The sequence below is a fragment of the Rheinheimera sp. EpRS3 genome, assembly GCF_001513785.1.
In the GTDB taxonomy this organism is placed as follows: Bacteria; Pseudomonadota; Gammaproteobacteria; order Enterobacterales; family Alteromonadaceae; genus Alishewanella.
The window spans coordinates 1,282,922-1,301,373 of sequence record NZ_LNQS01000001.1 but is presented as its reverse complement, the minus strand read 5'-3'; the positions used below and the strand labels follow the sequence as shown (position 1 = coordinate 1,301,373).

Sequence of the window (18,452 nt, the reverse complement as noted above, 5' to 3'; positions counted from 1 at the left end):
CACTCTTTTCTACTATTGCGCTCTGGTCGTATCTACTGCAGCTCAATACGGTACTGGGCAAACCCCAGCTCGTCGGTGCCCAGCTTGGTCATGGGCCACTGTTTATAGCGGCGGACAAAGTCTTCTGCTGTTTTGCTGTCTTGCGTGCTAAAGCGGATATCCAGCACCGCACTGCCGGCAACAGGCAGAAAACGCCAGTTATTGTCGGCCGCCGGATTTACCTGGCCGCTGTATTGCCCGCTGGCCGCGTCGTAGCCGGATTGCTGCCCGATATAACTTACCAGCGCTTCACGGTTGCTGTCGGGCAACTCCATTACCACATGCTCGCTGCCGGTACCGGCAAAACGGCCACCAAAAGCGCGGTAATTATTGGTTGCCACTATAAACTGCTTTTCGGCCAGTGCTTTACCACTAAATACTTTACCGCTGTTGTCGGTATAACTCAGGTTAACAATACGCGAGGCGGTTGCGTTTAGCAGCTCACAGTCGGGGCCAAATTTGGCTGGCTGGGTAACATCTATCTGATAGTTTACGCCATCGATTACATCAAAATTGTAGGTCGGGTGTTCATAGTTAATCAGCTGTTGTGGCGCACTGCTGGTCACATCAATGCGGTTAAACTGGTTGGCCGAACATTCCAGCCAGTCTTTTAATTCAGCACCGCTGAGTTTTACCGCCACCACAGTGTTGGGGTAAAGGTATAAGTCTGCAGCATTGCGAAAGCTTAACGTACCGGCCGACACCTGAATATACTGCTGTGCATCTGTCGGTGAACTGCGCCGCCCGCCAGCTTTAAACGGTGATGCTGCTGACAGTACCGGCATATGCTGCAGCTGTGCCGGTAGCATAGCAGTCACTTTGGCTATCTGGGCGTTAGCTACAATTTGCACGGTGGGGTCGTCCTGTACCTGGGCCAGAAAGCTATACATATCGGCCGACGCCACACCAATCTGGCGCTGCATAAAATCAATTGTGCCCTGATGTGCCTGCTGCACTGCGGTGTGAATACGTTTATCTGCCGCCACCAGCGGCGCTTTTTTAACCCCGTCATAAATAGCTACGGCTTTGGCAGTAGCATCAGTTACCTGCCATTTGCCGTGTTGCAGGCTAAGGGTGAAATCTACCTGGCCCATATTGTCGCCCCAACGCCCCGGCATTACGGCAGCAACGCCGGTAAGCAGGCCTTTTTCAATATTTGCTCCCGGTAAATCCTTATAGCGTGATGACGGAAAAACAGAATGGCTGTGGCCAAACAGCACCGCATCAATGTCCGGCACCTGGGTAATGGCATACACTGCGTTTTCAGCATTCGCATCGCCGGGGTTTTCGCTGGAGCCAATGCCCGAGTGCGGGATAGCAATAACCAGATCGGCCCCCTGCGCTTTCATTTGCGGCACCAGTTTTATTGCTGTTTCCACAATACCGGCAGCACGTACTTTGCCGGTTAAATGCTGCTTGTCCCACTGCATAATCTGCGGTGGTACAAAGCCAATATAACCAATTTTTAAACTGTGCTGCTTACCTGCAGTGTCGGTTACCACAGTGTCTTTGATGAGGTAAGGCGTAAATAAATGCCCGCCCTGTTTTATGCCGTTCCAGCACTGCGGCTGTGCGCAATACACATTGGCATTAATATACGGAAAAGCGGCACCAGCCAGGGCTTTTTGCAAAAAATCCAGGCCGTAATTAAACTCGTGGTTGCCAATATTGCCCACATCGTATTGCAGCACATTCATAGCCTGATACACCGGGTGTACCTCGCCGTCCGCCAGGCCTTTGTGTGCAGCATAATCGCCCATCGGGCTGCCCTGAATTAAATCGCCGTTATCCACCAGCACGGTGTTAACGGCCCCCTGCCGGGCGGCTGCAATCAGGCCGGCTGTGCGCGCCAGGCCAATGCTGGGATCCTGGGCGGCAGTGTAGTAGTTGTAGTCCATGACATTAGCGTGCAGATCAGAGGTTTCCAGCACCCGCAGTTTTACCGTCACTGCCTGTGGTGGTGTACTGACAGCACAAGACACCACACTCAGTGCCGCTGCTGATAGCGCTAATAAAGAAAAAGACACTTTAAACATAGTTAATTCCCGGCTTTTGCAGCCTGGCCAGAACCCAGAGTATTCCAGTCAGCTGTTGGCTGCTGTTGTAAATGACGCAGAAAAAAATCAAACTGGCGCCGTTGTATATAACGAATGGGGCCACTGGAGCGCCCGGTACTGTGCTCTCCGCCCGGCACCAGCAGTAAATCAAAATCTTTATCAGCGCTAATTAATGCATTAACCAGTTGCATGGTAGAGGCAGGGTCCACATTGCTGTCCTGCTCGCCGTTAATAATCAGCAGTTGGCCCTGCAGTTTTTCGGCATGTTCTGTTACCGACGAGGCAGCATAATGCGGCCCTACCGGATAGCCCATCCACTGCTCGTTCCAGCTTATTTTATCCATGCGGTTGTCATAACAGCCGGCAAACGCCACGCCGGTGGTGTAAACATCCGGATGAAACAGCAGCGCCGCTACCGTACTCTGGCCACCGGCCGAGGCACCATAAATGCCTATACCTGCGGCCATATTGTACCAGGGGAATTGCCGAGCTGCGGCCTGATGCCACAAAATTCTGTCCGGAAAACCGGAATCGGCCAGGTTTTGCCAGGCAACATCATGAAAGGCCTTAGAGCGGTTGCTGGTGCCCATACCGTCAATTTGTACCACCACAAAGCCTAAATCAGCCAACGCCTGCATACCAATAACTTTATCGCCGCCAGAATGAAAACCAAACGGCCAAAAGCTTTTGGGCACAAAGCTGTCGTGCGGCCCGGCGTAAATATTTTCAATTACCGGGTATTGCAGCTTAGGGTTAAAGTTTTGCGGCGTAACGATTAAACCCCAGATATCGGTTTTACCATCACGCCCTTTCGCCACAAACGGCTGCGGCGCTTTAAAACCAGCCTGAGTTAAACGGCTGATATCCGCTTTGGCCAGGGTGCGCAGCAATTTGCCGTCACTGGCGCGGCGCAATTCAGCCACATTGGGTAAATCTACCCGCGAATACAGATCAATATAATATTGCCGGTCTGCCGAAAAGCTCAGCTGATGATCAGCATTGGCACTGGTAAGAGCGGTAAGGCCGCTGCCATCGAAGTTAATACGGTAATAGTGCACAAAATAGGGATCCTGCCCGGCATTCATGCCACTGGCAGCAAACCACAGTTGCTGCGCCTGCTCATCGATATGCAACACCTCGCGCACCCGCCAGTCGCCTTTAGTGATCTGATTGTTTAACTTGCCGTCTTTATCATACCGGTACAAATGCGCCCAACCGTCCTGCTCTGACAGCCAGATAAAACCCTGCTCTGGCGTTTGCAGCGGCTGATAAAATGCAGCCCACTGGTCAATAAAGGTGTTGCTGCGCTCTGTCAGCAGTGCCTTTGGCTGCGCCGTTTTGGCATCTACGGCAATAATACGCGCCAACTGGTGGCCGCGTTCGGTATAACGAAAGGTAAAACGGCTGCTGTCGGCTTGCCATTGCACGTTGTCCAGCATATAAGGCTGGCTGAACAGCTGGTTATCTATCTGGGTTGCCTTAGCGGTTTTTAGCTGTAGCAGTACCGGCTGGTCAATATCTACTGCATCACCGGGTTTGGGGTAAAGCTGAGTCAGGGTTTTGGGTTCCAGCTGATCTTGCGGCGATGACAAAACCCGGCTAACAAAGCGTGCGGTGCCGGGTGTTACTTTCATCACCAGTAAAGCCGAGCTGTCGGGCGCCCAGCGGATAGATTCAGCATCGTAAAACTGCGCTGCGCTGCCGTCCTGGCTTTGGTACTTAACCGTGCCATCTGCTGCCGTAACCACCAGATTATGGGCTATTACCTGCGCCTGATAAGCTGCATCGGGCGATTTACGTGCCGGATTGTGCGCTGGCGTGCGCAAATCTCTTACCACACCAAAGGCTTTAGGCTGATTTTGCCGGGTTAAGCTTTCACATGCTGTGCCGTTAAGCGCACACTGCCAGCTTTGGTTATCATAATAAAACTGGATCTGCTGGCCATTATCGCTGTAGCGGAAACTATCAAACGGCAGTTGCAGCGCGTTAAACTGCTGCCCTGTTGCCTTACTTAGCGCCTGGCTGATTAGCTGATGATCAAAAGCAGGTTCAGGCTTTGCCGCCACTACCGTATCGCGGTAGAACATAAAACCGCCTTCCACGCTTAGCTTGTAGTGAAAGCTGTGGCCGGTGGCGGCCCATTGCGGTTCCAGCATCAGGTTGCGGGTGAGATTAATCCAGTTATCGCGCAGCGATAGCGAACGCTCAATCTGTGCAGGGCTAACATTTTGTGCCTGAGCAATGCCCGGCAACAACGTAATACTGCCAAACAGCACGGTGATACTGTATAAGGCATTGCAATAACCGCTTAATTTCATAGGTGTTAATTCCATTACTCCGCTAAGTAAGGTTAACCTATAGAAAAATAGCGCTAAACAAAAGCAGCAATCACAAATTCATGCTTAAAACACCACCACATCAGCCAGAAACACCGCCGCAATGTTAGTTGTTTTCAACCTCAATTTTATTTTGCACCGTATGCGCGCCCGCTGTGGCTAAGGTGATCTGCTCGGCCAGCATGCGTTGCTCAGCCGTATTCACTTTCCCCATCAGCGTTACATCGCCTTTACGGGTTTCAATATGAAAGTTAAATGGCTTAAGCTGCTCTTCACGTTGCAATGCCGCCATTACCGCACTGGATACGTTGGTATCATCAGCCAGCCCTTCTTTCACTACAGTGTCAGTCGCGGGTACACCGGTTTTTTCATTAATAATGTTTTTTTCGCAGCCCGCCACGCCAGCGGCCAATACACAAATTAAGCCCAGCGCAATAATGGGTTTTCCTGACGTATTCATAACTTACTCCTTAAAGATGTGAGTTTTAATACCGTTAAACACCATTAAGCGTGGCACAACATTATGAACATGGCCTGACTATATTATTTAGCGCGCTCTGGTTTTGTTTTAGGTTTGGCCTTGTTTGAGTTTTCCAGCTCTATTACGGTTTCAGTTGCTTTATTGGAGCGCCCGGTTAGTACCTTACGCGAGATACTTTTTAGCAGTGAACCACGGTTACTCACTTCAAAACCCGGCTTAACGATACGCTTAATAGCGCTACCCATTAGCTTTTGAATACGCTCTAAGCTTTGCTCTTCTTCACGGCTGACAAAAGAAATAGCCGTGCCAGCTGCGCCTGCCCGGCCGGTGCGGCCGATACGGTGCACATAGTCTTCCGGTAAATAAGGCAGGTTAAAGTTAATAACATAATCCAGCCCCTGAATATCCAAACCACGGGCGGCTACTTCAGTAGCAATTAAAACCTGTAACTTAGCCGATTTAAAATCAGCAATAGCACGGCGACGGGCGCCCTGGCTTTTATCGCCATGACATACTGCGGCATCAATTTTGCGCTGTTGTAAGCCGGCTAACAGTTGGTCGGCCTGCTCTTTAGTGCTGGTAAATACCAACACCTGAAACCAGTTGTTTTCTGCCAGCAGCTGTTCAAATAATTCAATCTTGCGGTTTTCTTCTACCGGGTACACCACATGGTTTACCGTATCGGCCGCACTATTGGTTTTAGCCACCCGGATTTGCTGATGATTATTTAAAATTTTGTGCGACAGCTCATTTACCGCAGGTGAGGTGGTGGCAGAAAATAGCAAAGTCTGGCGTTTAGCGGCTGTCATTTGCAGCAACTTCAGCACATCGGTGCTAAAGCCCATATCCAGCATGCGGTCGGCTTCGTCCAGCACGACAAATTCCACGTCACTTAAGATCACGTTACCCAAGGCCAGGTGCTCTAACAACCGGCCGGGGGTGCTTATGACCATATCAACGCCGGCGGTTAATTTATTCGCCTGGCCACCCATTTTTACGCCACCGTATAATGCCGTAACACTTAATGGCAAAAACTGCGCGTAGCTACTTATCGCATTGGCTAACTGCTCAGCTAATTCGCGGGTTGGTGTCAGGATCAACGCCCGCGGGCGGCGTTCCTCTGTTGCTTTGGGGGTATCCAGCATGCGTTGCAGCAGCGGAATAGCAAAGGCGGCGGTTTTACCGGTACCGGTTTGTGCGGTAACCTGTAAATCTTTACCGCGCCGTGCCGGCACAATCGCCTGAGCCTGCACCGGTGTCATCTCACTGTAACCATATTCAACCAGCGCGCGCAGTAAATCCGGCGCTAAATCTAACGATGAAAATTGCATAAAAGTTCCTCTGTAGCATAGCCACAGTCAAAATAAGGGGGAAGCTGGTGATAAAAATCAGTCTGCGGCTTCGTCATGTAAACGTGGCTTATGCTGGCAAGCTCTGGCCAGAATTTCGACATAAAATTCCGCCAGCTCTTGTGCTGCGGCAGCATCAATATGTTTATTGATTTCAGAGGTAAAAATCTTTTCGGCCGCCTCAGCTGAAGCACCAAAGCGGCAATCGAACGTCCAGTAGTTCATACCGTCAGGCAACGCTTTACGGCGCTCGCGGGCAAGGTACTTTTTAATCTCGTGTTTAATGGCGTCTGTTAAACGGGCCGTATTCAGCTTAGAGTGAGTTAAAGCGAATGTTTTTTTCATCAAAATTCCTACAGGTGTGCACTCAAAAGCTGAACGCGCTAATAAACCGCGCATTGTACATGGATAAAGCAAAGATAACTGCCACTATCTGCTGTTTGGCGGCAAAATCTAAGCAGTAAGCCACGCAAGATGCTGTGTGCATCTGAATACCGCCAAGCCCGAAGGCATAGGCTTGACATATGCAAAGCAACAACTACACTGACATATGCCTGTGATAGGCCAAACTTGAGGTGAGCAATGAAAACAGCAGCACTATTTACCAACGGCAGAAGCCAGGCTGTACGTATTCCGAAAGAACTTGAATTTGAAGGTGTGGCCGAAGTAGAAATCAGCCGCGAAGGCGACGCTCTGGTATTGCGCCCAGCCCGTAAAAGCTGGGCCAGTTTTGCCGACGCCCCCAAAGCAGATGCCGATTTTATGCAGGAGCGCTCTGACATAGTTGAAGATGGCAGGGTTGTGCTATGAAAGGCGCTTTGAAAAACCTGTACATGCTTGATACCAATATTTGCTCGTACATAATGCGCGAGCGCCCCGCCGCACTGCTGCACACCCTGCAACAGCATGTCTCCGCGAAACACCGGTTGGTTATTTCAGCCATTACCTACGCCGAGCTAAGGTTTGGCGCTATCGGCAAAAAAGCCTCGCCAAAGCATAATGATATTGTCGATCAGTTTATCGAACGTATCGACGCCATACTGCCATGGGATAAACCGGCTGTGGATGCTACCGCCCACATTAAGCGCTATCTGGCAGAGCAAGGTACGCCCATAGGCGCCAATGATGCGGCTATCGCCGGTAATGCAATAGCTGCAGGCTGTATCCTGGTAACCAATAACACCAGAGAACTTAAACGGGTAGCAGATCTACAGCTTGAAGATTGGTCGGTGTAAAACCCGGTCAACGCTAACTAAAGACTGCTGGCTGGTAAAGCGCATTTACCGCTTTCGTCACCGTCGATGGTATGCTGGCTTACTGAGTACTGACATATTTAACCCAAGGAGACACCACCATGCGCGCTGTTTACTGTGTATTACTACTACTGATGCTGGCAGGTTGTAACAAAAATGAAGTGGGCGACGTATCGCTGGGCGTATTTACCACCAAGGATATAAAGCTCGATGCCATTGTCGATCCGGTGGTAACCGGTGTTACCTGTCATGTCTCCAGTATCGAAGCCAATCTGAACTTATCCGACCCGTCTGACAGCTCTATCGCCTGTCGCCAAACCGGCCCCATCACAGCCGATATGATTGCCAAAATAGATAAGAGTAAAAATGGTGAGGTGCTGTTTAGCAAATCAAAAAGCATCTTCTTTAAAACCATGAAGATCCGCCGTATTCTCGACGTTGAAAACCAAACGCTGATGTATTTGTCCTACTCCACCAAAGAAACCTCCGGCAGCTTTAAACACAGCTTATCTACCGTGCCACTGTGGGGAACAGAAGCTTATGGTGCAGTGAAGGTGCAAGACTAATAGTGTAGCTAGATGTAAGCGGTGCCTTTTAAATACAGCACCGCAAACCCTGACACTAACACCCGATCATGGCTAAGACTGCAAAATAATATGCCGCCGCGCTGTGATGCCTGGTAAGCCACCAAGTCAGATTTAGCCAGTTGTTTCGCCCAATATGGCGCAAGGCCGGCATGAATTGACCCGGTTACCGGGTCTTCATCGCCACCGTTAGCAGGCCAGAAGTAGCGCGAAATAAAGTCATATTCGCTGGCTTTAGCGGTAACCACCACATCAAAGGGGGCTAACTGCTTCAGCTGTTCTGAAGAATAGCTCAGGCTTTTAGCATCGTGTTCCGATGCCATTACCGCAAAATAGGCCTGGCGGTTTTTTAATACCTGTATTGGTTTCACAGACAAACCGGCTAACAACGCAGCCGGCACCTGATCAACAACTTGCGGGCATTGGTTAGGAAAGCTCATTTCAATTTTGCCGTCACTATGCTGATTAACCAACAGTGCGCCAACTTGCGAGGTTAAAAACTCAATTTCACCCTGCCCGCCCAGATGATTAAATATTACATAGGATGCCGCTAATGTGGCGTGGCCACAAAAATCGATTTCTGTTAACGGCGAAAACCAGCGGATCTCATATTTATTGGCTGATAAGCCGCAGATAAAAGCGGTTTCTGAAAGATTATTTTCTGCAGCAATGTTTTGCATTAACTCAAGCGACAGCCATTCCTGTAGTGGCACCACAGCAGCAGAATTGCCTTTAAACTGCTGTTGGGTAAAAGCATCAACAATATAAATATCTAATTCCAACACCGATAATTTCCTTTTTTATTGAAAATTGTTAAGTCTGAATGTACAAAGAGAGTTAGTTTTTTAGCCAGAGAAGCATAAAAGTGAACAGAATCAGCACCTTATTAATGTCAGCATTTTTACTGATATGTTGCACCAATACCGCTTTGACTGCTGAAAGCATAATAACCAAACACAGCATTAAATCTGAGGTATTTGTTGAGGATTTCAACTTCTATGTAAAGCTACCAACGTCTTACCAAGCGGACTCTGGCCATAGCTATCCCACGATCTACCTGCTTGACAATGACCAGTACATGCAACTGTTTTTTGAAATTACAGACATTTTGTCTGAAGGCGGCTTGATGCCAGAGTTCATCATAGTTGGGATAAAACACCAACATCGGCTGCGGGATTTTACGCCTACCGCACTGAATGATCTGCCGGACACAGGTGGCGCCGATAAGTTTTTGCAATATATAGAAACAGAGTTAATCCCTCATATCACTAAACAGTACTCTACCAACGGCTTTAAAATTCTTGCCGGGCACTCAATGGCCGGGCTGTTTACCCTCCATACCATGCAAGCCAGGCCAGAGCTTTTTAACGCTCATTTCGCCTTTAGCCCATCACTGTACTGGGACAACCAAACAACAGTAAAGTCAGTAATGGCGTTTTTAAAATCCCGACGCGAATATCATAATTTCCTGTATATGAATATGGCAAATGAGGGACTCGATGACCCTTACGATAATTCTGTCGCTATGCGCAATGGCTACATAGAATTGGCAAAATATATTGAACAGAATGCGCCGGAGAAATTTCGATTTGCAGCCGAACATATGGAGCAAGAGTACCATATGTCCACTATTGCAGTTGGGCCGTTCTACGCACTACGCAGCCTATATCGCAAATTTCCATTACCAACAGCAAAAATCAAACAGGGCTTAGAAGCGATATTGCTGCATTATCAGGCATTATCTGTAGAAGTGGGGATAAAAATTACACCTACGCAAAGCAGAATGTACAACGCCGGTATGTATCATTTGTGGGCTAATGAAGATCTTGAAAAAGGCCTGGAAATATTAAAACACACTGTCGCTGCGCATCCTGAATCAGACTCGTTACATGATGGTTTAGCACAGCTTTATGCTGCTAATGGCCAGCTAAACAAAGCACTGCAACACAGTGAGATAAGCCTTAAAATCGCCACTCCTGCATCAGCTGGTTATCAAAATTACAAAAGGCGCTATGAGGAAATTAAGAACATGATAAAAGCCGACTAAAAACGAGCAAGGTAGCCTGGCAATGTAAAGCTAAAGGCAGCAATAAGGCCAATAACCTGGCGCTGGTGTATCTGCCCTACTCCACCAAAGAAGCCTGGGGTAGCTTAAAACATAGCCTTTCTGCCCTGCCGCTATGCCACCGCACACCTATTGTTACGACCCAATTCAAACTCCAAAGCGCTATCTTTTATTCCAAACAAACAGCAAGATTGATTTTAGAAACAACCGTGTTATGTTAGTTTTTTAACCATCCCCATAACAAACAATAAAGGCGATGGTTCATCAATAAAACCAGAGAGGGAATTTTATGGTTGTTGAGCAGCAGCTGGAGCGTGCGCGTCTTGAATTACTTGATATGGGTCTTAGATCCAACCCACAACTGAATTACCGCAGTGGCAGCAGATCTCTCGATATTATTGATGAACAATCAGCAAAAATTTTTGAAATGCTGGTTGAGCAAGAAACCACGCTCAGTTTTTTGCCACTTCCTGAAGAGTACCAACAGAAAATTGCCGACAACGAGGACGAAGGAACATTCTTTCAGTCTGATAACGAGTCCGAATTACCCCCGCTTGATTTATATTTAGAGCAAAAGAAAGGTGCATCCCGTTTTAGCGACAAATATCTGCAGACAGGTTTGATACCTGCCAAGTTGGATAAAGCACTGCTTAAGCTTGAGACTGAGGCTCACACCATGCTGCAGGAGCAAGGTGTGGAAGTGTTGTATTTAGCACTTGGTTTTTTGCAGTGGAATGAACCGACAAACTCATCTGTATCCAGGTACGCACCTTTGATTCTGGTGCCTGTTGAGCTTAATCGTTCTTCGGCCAGAGACAGCTTTAAGTTACGCTACACCGGCGAAGATCTGGGCTCAAATCTGACTTTAGCTGCAAAATTAAGAACAGAATTCAAGTTAATGCTTCCTGCCTATTCCGATGAAATGACGGTCTCGGATTATTATCAGGCTGTGTCAGATGCGATTACAGCGCAACCATCGTGGCGGGTGCATCAGGATAAAATTGGTTTAGGGCTATTCTCCTTCGGCAAGTTTCAGATGTATATGGACCTTGACCCGGCTGGCTGGCCTGAAGGAAAAAAACCATCCCAGTTGCCTTTGATTGGCCGCTTGTTCCGTGATGGTTTTGACCAGACTGCAGACATCAATCCGGCAGATCTGAATCATCCGGAAAAGCTCCATCTGGTAAAAGACGCCGACTCCAGCCAAATTGAAGCTATCTTAGCGATGAAGTCTGGCGCAGACTTGATTATTCAAGGCCCCCCAGGCACGGGAAAATCGCAAACCATTACCAATATCATTGCTGAAGCTGTTGCGCTGGGTAAGAAGGTACTTTTTGTCGCGCAAAAAATGGCCGCGCTTGAGGTGGTAAAAAAACGCCTTGATGAGACTCACATGGGCTTTGCCGTACTCGAACTGCACAGTCATAAAAGCACCAAAAAAACTGTCTTGGGTTCTATCGCAGAATCACTTGAGCAAGGACGGCCGCAAACAAAAAATCGTGAACAGGAGTTTTTGGATTTAGCCGAATCGAAAGCCTCGCTTGATGATTATGTGCATGCGATCCGGGCTCCGATTCTGCGCAGCGCTGTCAATTACATTGAGGCCTTAGGCTCCCTGCTGCAACTGAAGATAGAAGATCCCAACAGCTCATTACCTGTCTTACCCTTTAGCTGTTTCGAACAATGGACCGCAGAACAATACAGCAATGCCAGAAAGCTTGTTGCGGAATTAGTGCAGCAGTTAGAGCGAGTCGGCGTGCCTGAAGCACATCCTTTTGCTATGTCTGGCCGTACTGACTTTTCTCCTGCATTGCAGCAGGCGCTAAACTTAGCGCTGGCACAAATAAGCCAGTTACTTAGCCAACTTGATGTGCAAACTGAAACAGCCAGTACTTTTCTGCAGCTTGAGAAACCACAAAGCCTGCAACAAGTAACACCTCTGATTTCAACTTCAACCTGGCTATCGGAAGTGCCGGATCTCAAAGGTGTCAAAGTAGATAACCTGCTATGGGGCTCTGAGCAAAAAAGGATCGATAACGGCCTGGCCTGTTTAGCTAATTTCTTAACACTGAAAGCCAGTTGTGAACAACATTTTATCGCTCAGGCACTGGATGCCGATCTACTGAGTATCCGACAAGGGCTGATTGGAAAAACAGATAAATGGTGGCGTTTCCTGTCATCTGACTACCGACAAGCAAAAGCAAAGTTAGCCGGACTTTGGCGTGGCACTCTACCCGCCTCCTCTGCAGAGTGGCTAACCACGTTAGACACCGCTTTAGCCTATCAAAGCGCCAAAAAAGAGCTCGCCAGTTACCACTCGCTATTAGCTGAAGTTTTTGGCTCTCAGTGGCAAGGCGAATATTCAGAGCAAAGTGACTTAACTCAAATTCACAGCTGGATCAGTACCTTTTATAACAAAGTTGCCCGTCTTGAATTGCCTCAGTCACTGGCAAAGCTGATTGATACAGGCGTTGATAAAAAACTGCTCCGCGACCAGGCAAACTCTCTGACAAAACTTTGTGACGGCATTGCTATACAGGTACAAACGCTGAATGAGCTGATACAGATAGATAACAGCAATCCAAACTACGACTTAGCGTCACTGCAATTTTCGCAACTCAATGTTTGGTTAGAAGGCTGGAAAAACTCAGCGCTACTTTACGATTTCGCACGGTATAACCAGATTATTCAGTCACTTGAGCTTTATAAAATCAAGGCTCTCACTGAACTGGCTTACTCATGGAATGCCGCCCCACAACTGCTAATGACAGCATTCGAACTTAGCTATTATCGCGGCTTGGTTGATCATGCCTACGACAGCTCGGAAGCAATACGCCGATTTGACCGTAATAAACATGAGCAAAGCCTGCGCGACTTTAAACGCATAGATGGCGACAGTTTATTTTTCGCGCAAGAGCTGTTGGTAAACCGCCTGTACGAGCGCTTGCCCAAGAAGACAGCTAAAGGTGAAATGGAACTGGTGCTGCGCGAGCTTGGTAAGAAAAAACGCCATATTCCGATCAGAAAACTTCTGGCGGAAGCCGGTAACGTGATCCAGCAAGTAAAGCCCATTTTTATGATGAGTCCTATGTCTATAGCTACTTACCTGAAACAAGGTGCTTTAGATTTTGATTTGGTGATCTTTGATGAAGCCAGCCAAATTCCGGCACCCGATGCTTTAGGCGCCATGCTGCGCGGACGGCAAGTGATTGTCGTGGGTGACAATAAGCAGATGCCACCAAGCAACTTGTTTGGTAAAGCCGTTGAACTGGAAGAAGAAGAGCTGGAAAACAGCGCCACAGCCGAAATGGAAAGTATTCTGGCGCTGATGGAAGCTCGCGGTGCAGCCAGTAAAATGCTGCGCTGGCACTACCGCTCCCGTCACGATTCGTTGATTGCAGTATCAAATGATCAGTTCTATAAAAACAAGCTGCTGGCCTTTCCAAGCCCTGGCTTTCACCCCGATGCAACAGGGCTGAAATTTCATTATTTACCGGACACCCACTACGACAAGGGTGGCTCCCGCACCAATGCGGGTGAAGTTGAAGCGGTAGTAGCGAAAGTGCTGGACCATGCGTTGACCAAACCGCATTTATCTTTAGGCGTGGTCGCGTTTAGTCTTTCGCAGCGTGATGCCATATTGCTGGAACTGGAAAAAGAGCGCCGCCTGCACCCTGAAACCGATGAGTTCTTTGCAAGACATGCAGGTGGTGATGAGTTTTTTGTAAAAAACCTGGAGAACGTACAAGGCGACGAACGCGACGTTATTTTTATCAGCATTTGTTATGGCAAAACCAGTACCGGCCAGCTAAGCCAGAACTTTGGCCTGCTGAATAAGCCCGGCGGTGAACGGCGATTAAACGTATTAATCTCACGTGCGCGACTGGCGATGGAAGTATTTGCCAATTTCAAAGGTGATGAACTGAAAGTTGGAGCCGACAGCCCTTTTGGAGTTCGTTCACTGCAAATCTTTTTGCAATTTGCCGAATCAGGCCAGTTAAGCAAATCTCATGAAAAAGAGCAGGAGCAAAACTTTGCGTTTGGTGCTCTGCTGCATCAGGCAATCCAGCGCTTAGGTTTTCAGGTAGCCACCCGGGTCGGCAGTCAGGGTTATTACATCGATTTAGCTATAAGGCATCCGGACAACCCTGATAAATTTGTGTTGGCACTGGAGTATGACGGCACCGGCTATTACGAGGCAGCGTCGGCACGCGACCGTGAGCGGCTGCGCCAGAGTGTGCTCGAAGGACTGGGCTGGAGCTTTGAGCGCATTTGGTCCACCGATTGGTTCAGAGACCCAGAGGCTGAGCTACACAGGCTGAAAGTGCTGATAGACCATGCTATAGCACAACACGACAAGCTGATGCTGTCGATGGCAGCGCAAGCTAACAGTACCCAACAAGTGAAATACAAAACTGCCGCGCCAGAGCCCGTTGCAGCGCCTATTCTGCGGGTTGAAGAAGAACAACCGGAATTTGAAGCCTGCACTACGCCGTATAAAAAAGCTGATGTGTCTAAGCTGAATATTCCGCATGTTGATGATTTCAGTGCCATCCCTCTAAGCATGTTGGTGTACGCCGTAGAGCGTATTGTTGAGACCGAATACCCGATATTCGCCAGCTTAGTTGCCACCCGCTTAGCAAACGCCGCAGGCTTAACACGTGTTGGCGCGAAAATTAAACGCACTGTAGACCAAGCCATAGCAAGTGCTGCCGCCAAAGGATTAATTCAGGTAGATGCAGACGAAGTGCTATGGCCGCATGGCCGCAACACAGTCAAGCTAAGAAACTGGAACAGCACAGACATTGCCACCCGCAAGCTGGAAAATGTGTGCGATGCCGAGCTGACTAATGCTTTGTTACTAACAGTACAAGACGCGCACGCCATCAGTGTATCGGATGCAGCATCTGCTGCTTTGGGCCTGCTGGGCTTTCAGCGCGCAACGGCTCAGGCAGCAGAACGGATGAGTAAATTGGCACAGCTTCAATGCGATAAAGGTGTGTTGGTTTGTGAAAATGAGCGGTTGAAGATTGCCACAAAGTAGCAGTACGAAATATTCATAAAACAATGGGCTAGTTTTATTAACTATCAAGGAACATAAATGAACTTTGAGATAATTATTTATGAAAATGCAAATCCCCTTTGATAGTCAAATCAAAAAAATATAACACAGCAACACAGATGAGACTGTTACTGAAACATATAGAAAACAAACGACATTAGCACATAAAGATTTAATTAGGGTTTGGACAAAGGTGAAATATTGAGTACAAGAAAAAATTCAGCTAACTCTGGTATAGATGCCTTACTTGGTTTCGAGTTTCAGCGAAATTGTGCATTATATTTGCTTCTAAGCGACTACGATAGCTTCAAGGACAGAGAGTTCTTCCTAAGTATTGAGCACCATGATGATTTTCTTTATTGCTATAGAACTGGTTGTAGAAGCAATATAGAAGAAGTTCGTTCCTACCAAGCCAAGAAACTGTCAGGTAACGTTTGGAAAATTGATGAAAGGTTCTCCGAAGTAATAGCGAAAATTCTTGAGGTTGGAAACAGACTAAGAGACGATCCATCACCAAAATGCCATACTTACACGCATGAACTGACATTCATTTCGAACTCTGATATTGAGCTTAAATTTCGGCCTAATAAAAAGGAGAAAGATGCTGGAAAAAAAGAACTAACTCATGTATTCAATGAACAGAATTGTAGACATAACTATGATTCTATACCCGATGATATCAAATATTTTCTCAGCAAAAAGGTAGAAAACTTTTGCAAGAGTAATGGAGCGGAATACTTCGAGTCAGAACTGAACAACCTTCACATTCAATGGGTCGATTTTCCAAGAACAAAACAGACTCAAAAAGACTGTCTCGTTGGCCTAATGAGTAGAAAGTTTTCGCACGTATCGGATTCAGCTGCAGCAGTTGAACTACTTTTGACAATGTTCAGAGAGGTTGAAGCGACATACAACCAAGGTAAGGTTATTACGTTACTCGACAGTTCGAAAAGAGTCGAAGGCGATGATATCAAAAAAGCTATCGACATTATTGAAACAGAGCAAAAGACTTTCCAGCTTTGGAGAGAATATTCCGCAGAGTTAGCTCGCAAGTTTCGCATCCCTATTGGCATCCAAAACAGTTACGAAAACTATATAAGGAATACATTCGAATTATTAAAAGATATGACGAATAATGAGCATCAAATCATCAAAAATTTTGTCCATCAAAATGATTACTCGATGAATCACTACAGTCATAGCAAAATGTTTGAAGCCTACGTTTCTGATATAAGAGGTAAATTCAACCTCAACCTCAAAGAGATCGATATTTTCTTCACAGCTTTATGCGCTTTTGTTGAACACCATGGAGAGGCCATTTAATGAAAACAACAATAACGTTCGACAAATTATTTGTGAGTTCAGAGTCTCACAACCGATGTTTCAGCGAAGAGTTCTCTCCAAGTGTTAACTTAATAAGCGGTAGAAATACATCAGGTAAAAGCTCATTAATTCAGAGCTTAATGTATACGTTTGGTGTTAACGATGTGAGGGAAAGCCTTTCTGAGATTCTTACTTATCAACCAACCTTCCGTGTTGACTTTACGATAAAAAGTAATCAATCAACGCAAGAATACTGCATAGTCAGAGATTCCAAATCAATATACATAAAAGAACCTAAGGGTAGAATTATCCCTTTTCATGGAGTGAACGCAGACAATAGCGCTGAACACGTGAAGCTAAAAGACTACATAAGAGATTTAGTTGGTTTCTCTTTGGTCCTTGAACAAAAAGGTGAACTTAAGTCCGCGCCGCTTGAAAGCATGTTCTTGCCTTACTATATTTCTCAATCAGTCGGCTGGGTTTACTTACGTGAATCATTCTCCAATCTCCAGTATTACAGAGGATTTCAAGAGGACTACTTGGATTATTATCTCGGTGTAAGTAATAGTTTTGACCGAGTCGAACATAGGAATCTTAGTAAAGAAAAAGATCGACTATCAAATGATATTAGCAATTTAAAACGTTACAGCAAAAAATCTGAATTCCAATTTTCTAACTTAGTAGATGAGACTTTCGGAATTGAAGCCGAAGAATACGTCGAAAAATATGTACAAAAATCGAGTGCTCTTGAGGAAGAACGCAATAAATATATTAGGTTGTGCAATGAACTTTCTTTGCTGCAAAATCACCATAAAATATTGAAGAGGACAAAAATAAATATCAAGAGCCAAAATTATAACGATATTGATAGATGTCCTGCATGTACTCAGATTTTATCTTACTCTCTTGAAGGACTGTATAGTCATTATCAGAAATACAACGACACTATTGAGCTTGAATCACATATCACACAGAAGCTTATTGATAAGATGTCTAGCATCAATACCTCTAAAAAGAATATTGATAAAATCACTACAGAAATCAATGATGATTACGGTGTCCTATTGAAAAAAAATATTGATGGACTTACATTTTCTCAGTGGGTTGAAAACAAAGCTAACATCACCCTTTACAAGAAGATGCAGGAAGATATTAGTTCTTATCAAAAAAAACTAGAGGAAGTAAAAGAGTCATTAGCTTCAATGGGCACCGAGCAAGAAACATTTTCAGTACGCGCGCTCAGAGAAAGAACGTTTAGGGAAATTTTTACAAACTACACAGGACAACTAGCACTAAAACCGTTGACAGACCCAAGATACCTAGACTTGTACAAAATTCATTCGTTCCCTCGACAAGGTGTTGAGTTACATAAAACAGTCATGGCATATCATTTTTCTTTAAACGCAATGATAGAAAAAGCAGGTGTAGCTCATCGATTCCCATTTTTACTCGATGCCATACTCAAAGAAGACATAGATAAAACGAATTTAGAAAATATTCTTTCTTTCGTTGGTAAGAACCTGCCAAACGATACACAAACATTTGTATCCATATCTGAACATATTAACGACTCTGACGATAACAAAGAAAAAGCGCAGGATACAAAAGCAATTCAGACGATCCGAGTTAAAGATGCAATGAACTCTTACTTTCCTCAAGGCACAAAACTTATTTACATTGGTTGCGGAAAAATTGAACGCGGATTTCTTTCTCAGTCGCTGGATAACTATTCAGATCTATATAACGATACTATTGAGATTACTGCTATCCAGTAATTAGCAATAAAAAGCGTTTTATGCCGATGAAAGAGGGCTGGCTTGGAGTCATTCGATAAGATTCAGCCTGTATCACTCACCAAGCTCGACTTAAATCTCACTTATTATTGAACGAAAAAAAGCGAACC

At 46.3% G+C, this 18,452-nt stretch carries 13 protein-coding genes; 7 read left to right on the top strand and 6 right to left on the bottom strand.

Translation table 11 applies throughout. The features are described from left to right. Positions 1 to 32: 32 nt before the first annotated feature. The 5 genes from AR688_RS05815 to AR688_RS05795 form a co-directional block, all read right to left on the bottom strand. Positions 33 to 2,075 carry a bifunctional 2',3'-cyclic-nucleotide 2'-phosphodiesterase/3'-nucleotidase gene (locus AR688_RS05815; protein WP_068230368.1) on the bottom strand — a complete coding sequence of 681 codons (2,043 nt, stop codon included), beginning with the start codon at positions 2,073 to 2,075 and terminating at the stop codon, positions 33 to 35. A gap of 2 nt (positions 2,076 to 2,077) precedes the next feature. Next, entirely contained in the window at positions 2,078 to 4,429 is a 2,352-nt protein-coding gene (locus tag AR688_RS05810) for a DPP IV N-terminal domain-containing protein (protein ID WP_197412122.1), read from the bottom strand. Between the two features lie 109 nt (positions 4,430 to 4,538). Next, positions 4,539 to 4,892: a BON domain-containing protein gene (locus tag AR688_RS05805; RefSeq protein ID WP_068230365.1), complete on the bottom strand. Its 354-nt coding sequence runs from the start codon at positions 4,890 to 4,892 to the stop codon at positions 4,539 to 4,541. A gap of 83 nt (positions 4,893 to 4,975) precedes the next feature. Then, positions 4,976 to 6,244 (bottom strand): DEAD/DEAH box helicase, encoded by a 1,269-nt coding sequence (locus tag AR688_RS05800; RefSeq protein WP_068230362.1) that lies wholly within the window; start codon positions 6,242 to 6,244, stop codon positions 4,976 to 4,978. 57 nt (positions 6,245 to 6,301) lie between these two features. After that, positions 6,302 to 6,607, bottom strand: coding sequence for a DUF6172 family protein (locus AR688_RS05795; protein WP_068230360.1), 306 nt, complete (start codon positions 6,605 to 6,607; stop codon positions 6,302 to 6,304). Positions 6,608 to 6,844: 237 nt separating this feature from the next. Here AR688_RS05795 and vapB point away from each other — a divergent pair, with 237 nt between their 5' ends. The 3 genes from vapB (at position 6,845) to AR688_RS05780 (ending at position 8,081) form a co-directional block, all read left to right on the top strand. Further along, on the top strand, positions 6,845 to 7,072 hold the full coding sequence (vapB, locus tag AR688_RS05790) for a type II toxin-antitoxin system VapB family antitoxin (RefSeq protein ID WP_068230357.1): 228 nt from the start codon (positions 6,845 to 6,847) through the stop codon (positions 7,070 to 7,072). Then, the gene (locus AR688_RS05785; protein ID WP_068230354.1) at positions 7,069 to 7,497 is read left to right on the top strand and encodes a PIN domain-containing protein; all 429 of its coding nucleotides are present in this window, start codon (positions 7,069 to 7,071) and stop codon (positions 7,495 to 7,497) included. Before vapB ends, AR688_RS05785 begins: the two co-directional genes overlap by 4 nt. Positions 7,498 to 7,616: 119 nt before the next feature. After that, a complete protein-coding gene (locus AR688_RS05780; protein ID WP_068230350.1) occupies positions 7,617 to 8,081 on the top strand; it encodes a CreA family protein in 465 nt (154 codons plus the stop codon). An 8-nt stretch (positions 8,082 to 8,089) separates the two neighbouring features. Here AR688_RS05780 and AR688_RS05775 read toward each other — a convergent pair whose 3' ends face one another. After that, the gene (locus AR688_RS05775; protein ID WP_231731976.1) at positions 8,090 to 8,884 is read right to left on the bottom strand and encodes a PhzF family phenazine biosynthesis protein; all 795 of its coding nucleotides are present in this window, start codon (positions 8,882 to 8,884) and stop codon (positions 8,090 to 8,092) included. A 104-nt stretch (positions 8,885 to 8,988) separates the two neighbouring features. On the opposite strand from AR688_RS05775, the gene AR688_RS05770 reads away from it, so the two are divergent. The 4 genes from AR688_RS05770 to AR688_RS05755 all read left to right on the top strand — a co-directional run bounded on the left by AR688_RS05770 (position 8,989) and on the right by AR688_RS05755 (position 18,324). Next, complete coding sequence (locus AR688_RS05770) at positions 8,989 to 10,146, top strand: alpha/beta hydrolase-fold protein (protein WP_068230347.1); 1,158 nt, start codon at positions 8,989 to 8,991, stop codon at positions 10,144 to 10,146. Between the two features lie 307 nt (positions 10,147 to 10,453). Beyond that, positions 10,454 to 15,208, top strand: a complete 4,755-nt coding sequence (locus AR688_RS05765) for a DUF3320 domain-containing protein (RefSeq protein ID WP_068230346.1) — start codon at positions 10,454 to 10,456, stop codon at positions 15,206 to 15,208. A gap of 219 nt (positions 15,209 to 15,427) precedes the next feature. Then, positions 15,428 to 16,549, top strand: a complete 1,122-nt coding sequence (locus AR688_RS05760) for a dsDNA nuclease domain-containing protein (protein ID WP_068230345.1) — start codon at positions 15,428 to 15,430, stop codon at positions 16,547 to 16,549. Then, a complete protein-coding gene (locus tag AR688_RS05755; RefSeq protein WP_068230342.1) occupies positions 16,549 to 18,324 on the top strand; it encodes a hypothetical protein in 1,776 nt (591 codons plus the stop codon). The genes AR688_RS05760 and AR688_RS05755 overlap by 1 nt, the downstream gene beginning before the upstream one ends. Positions 18,325 to 18,452 lie beyond the last annotated feature (128 nt).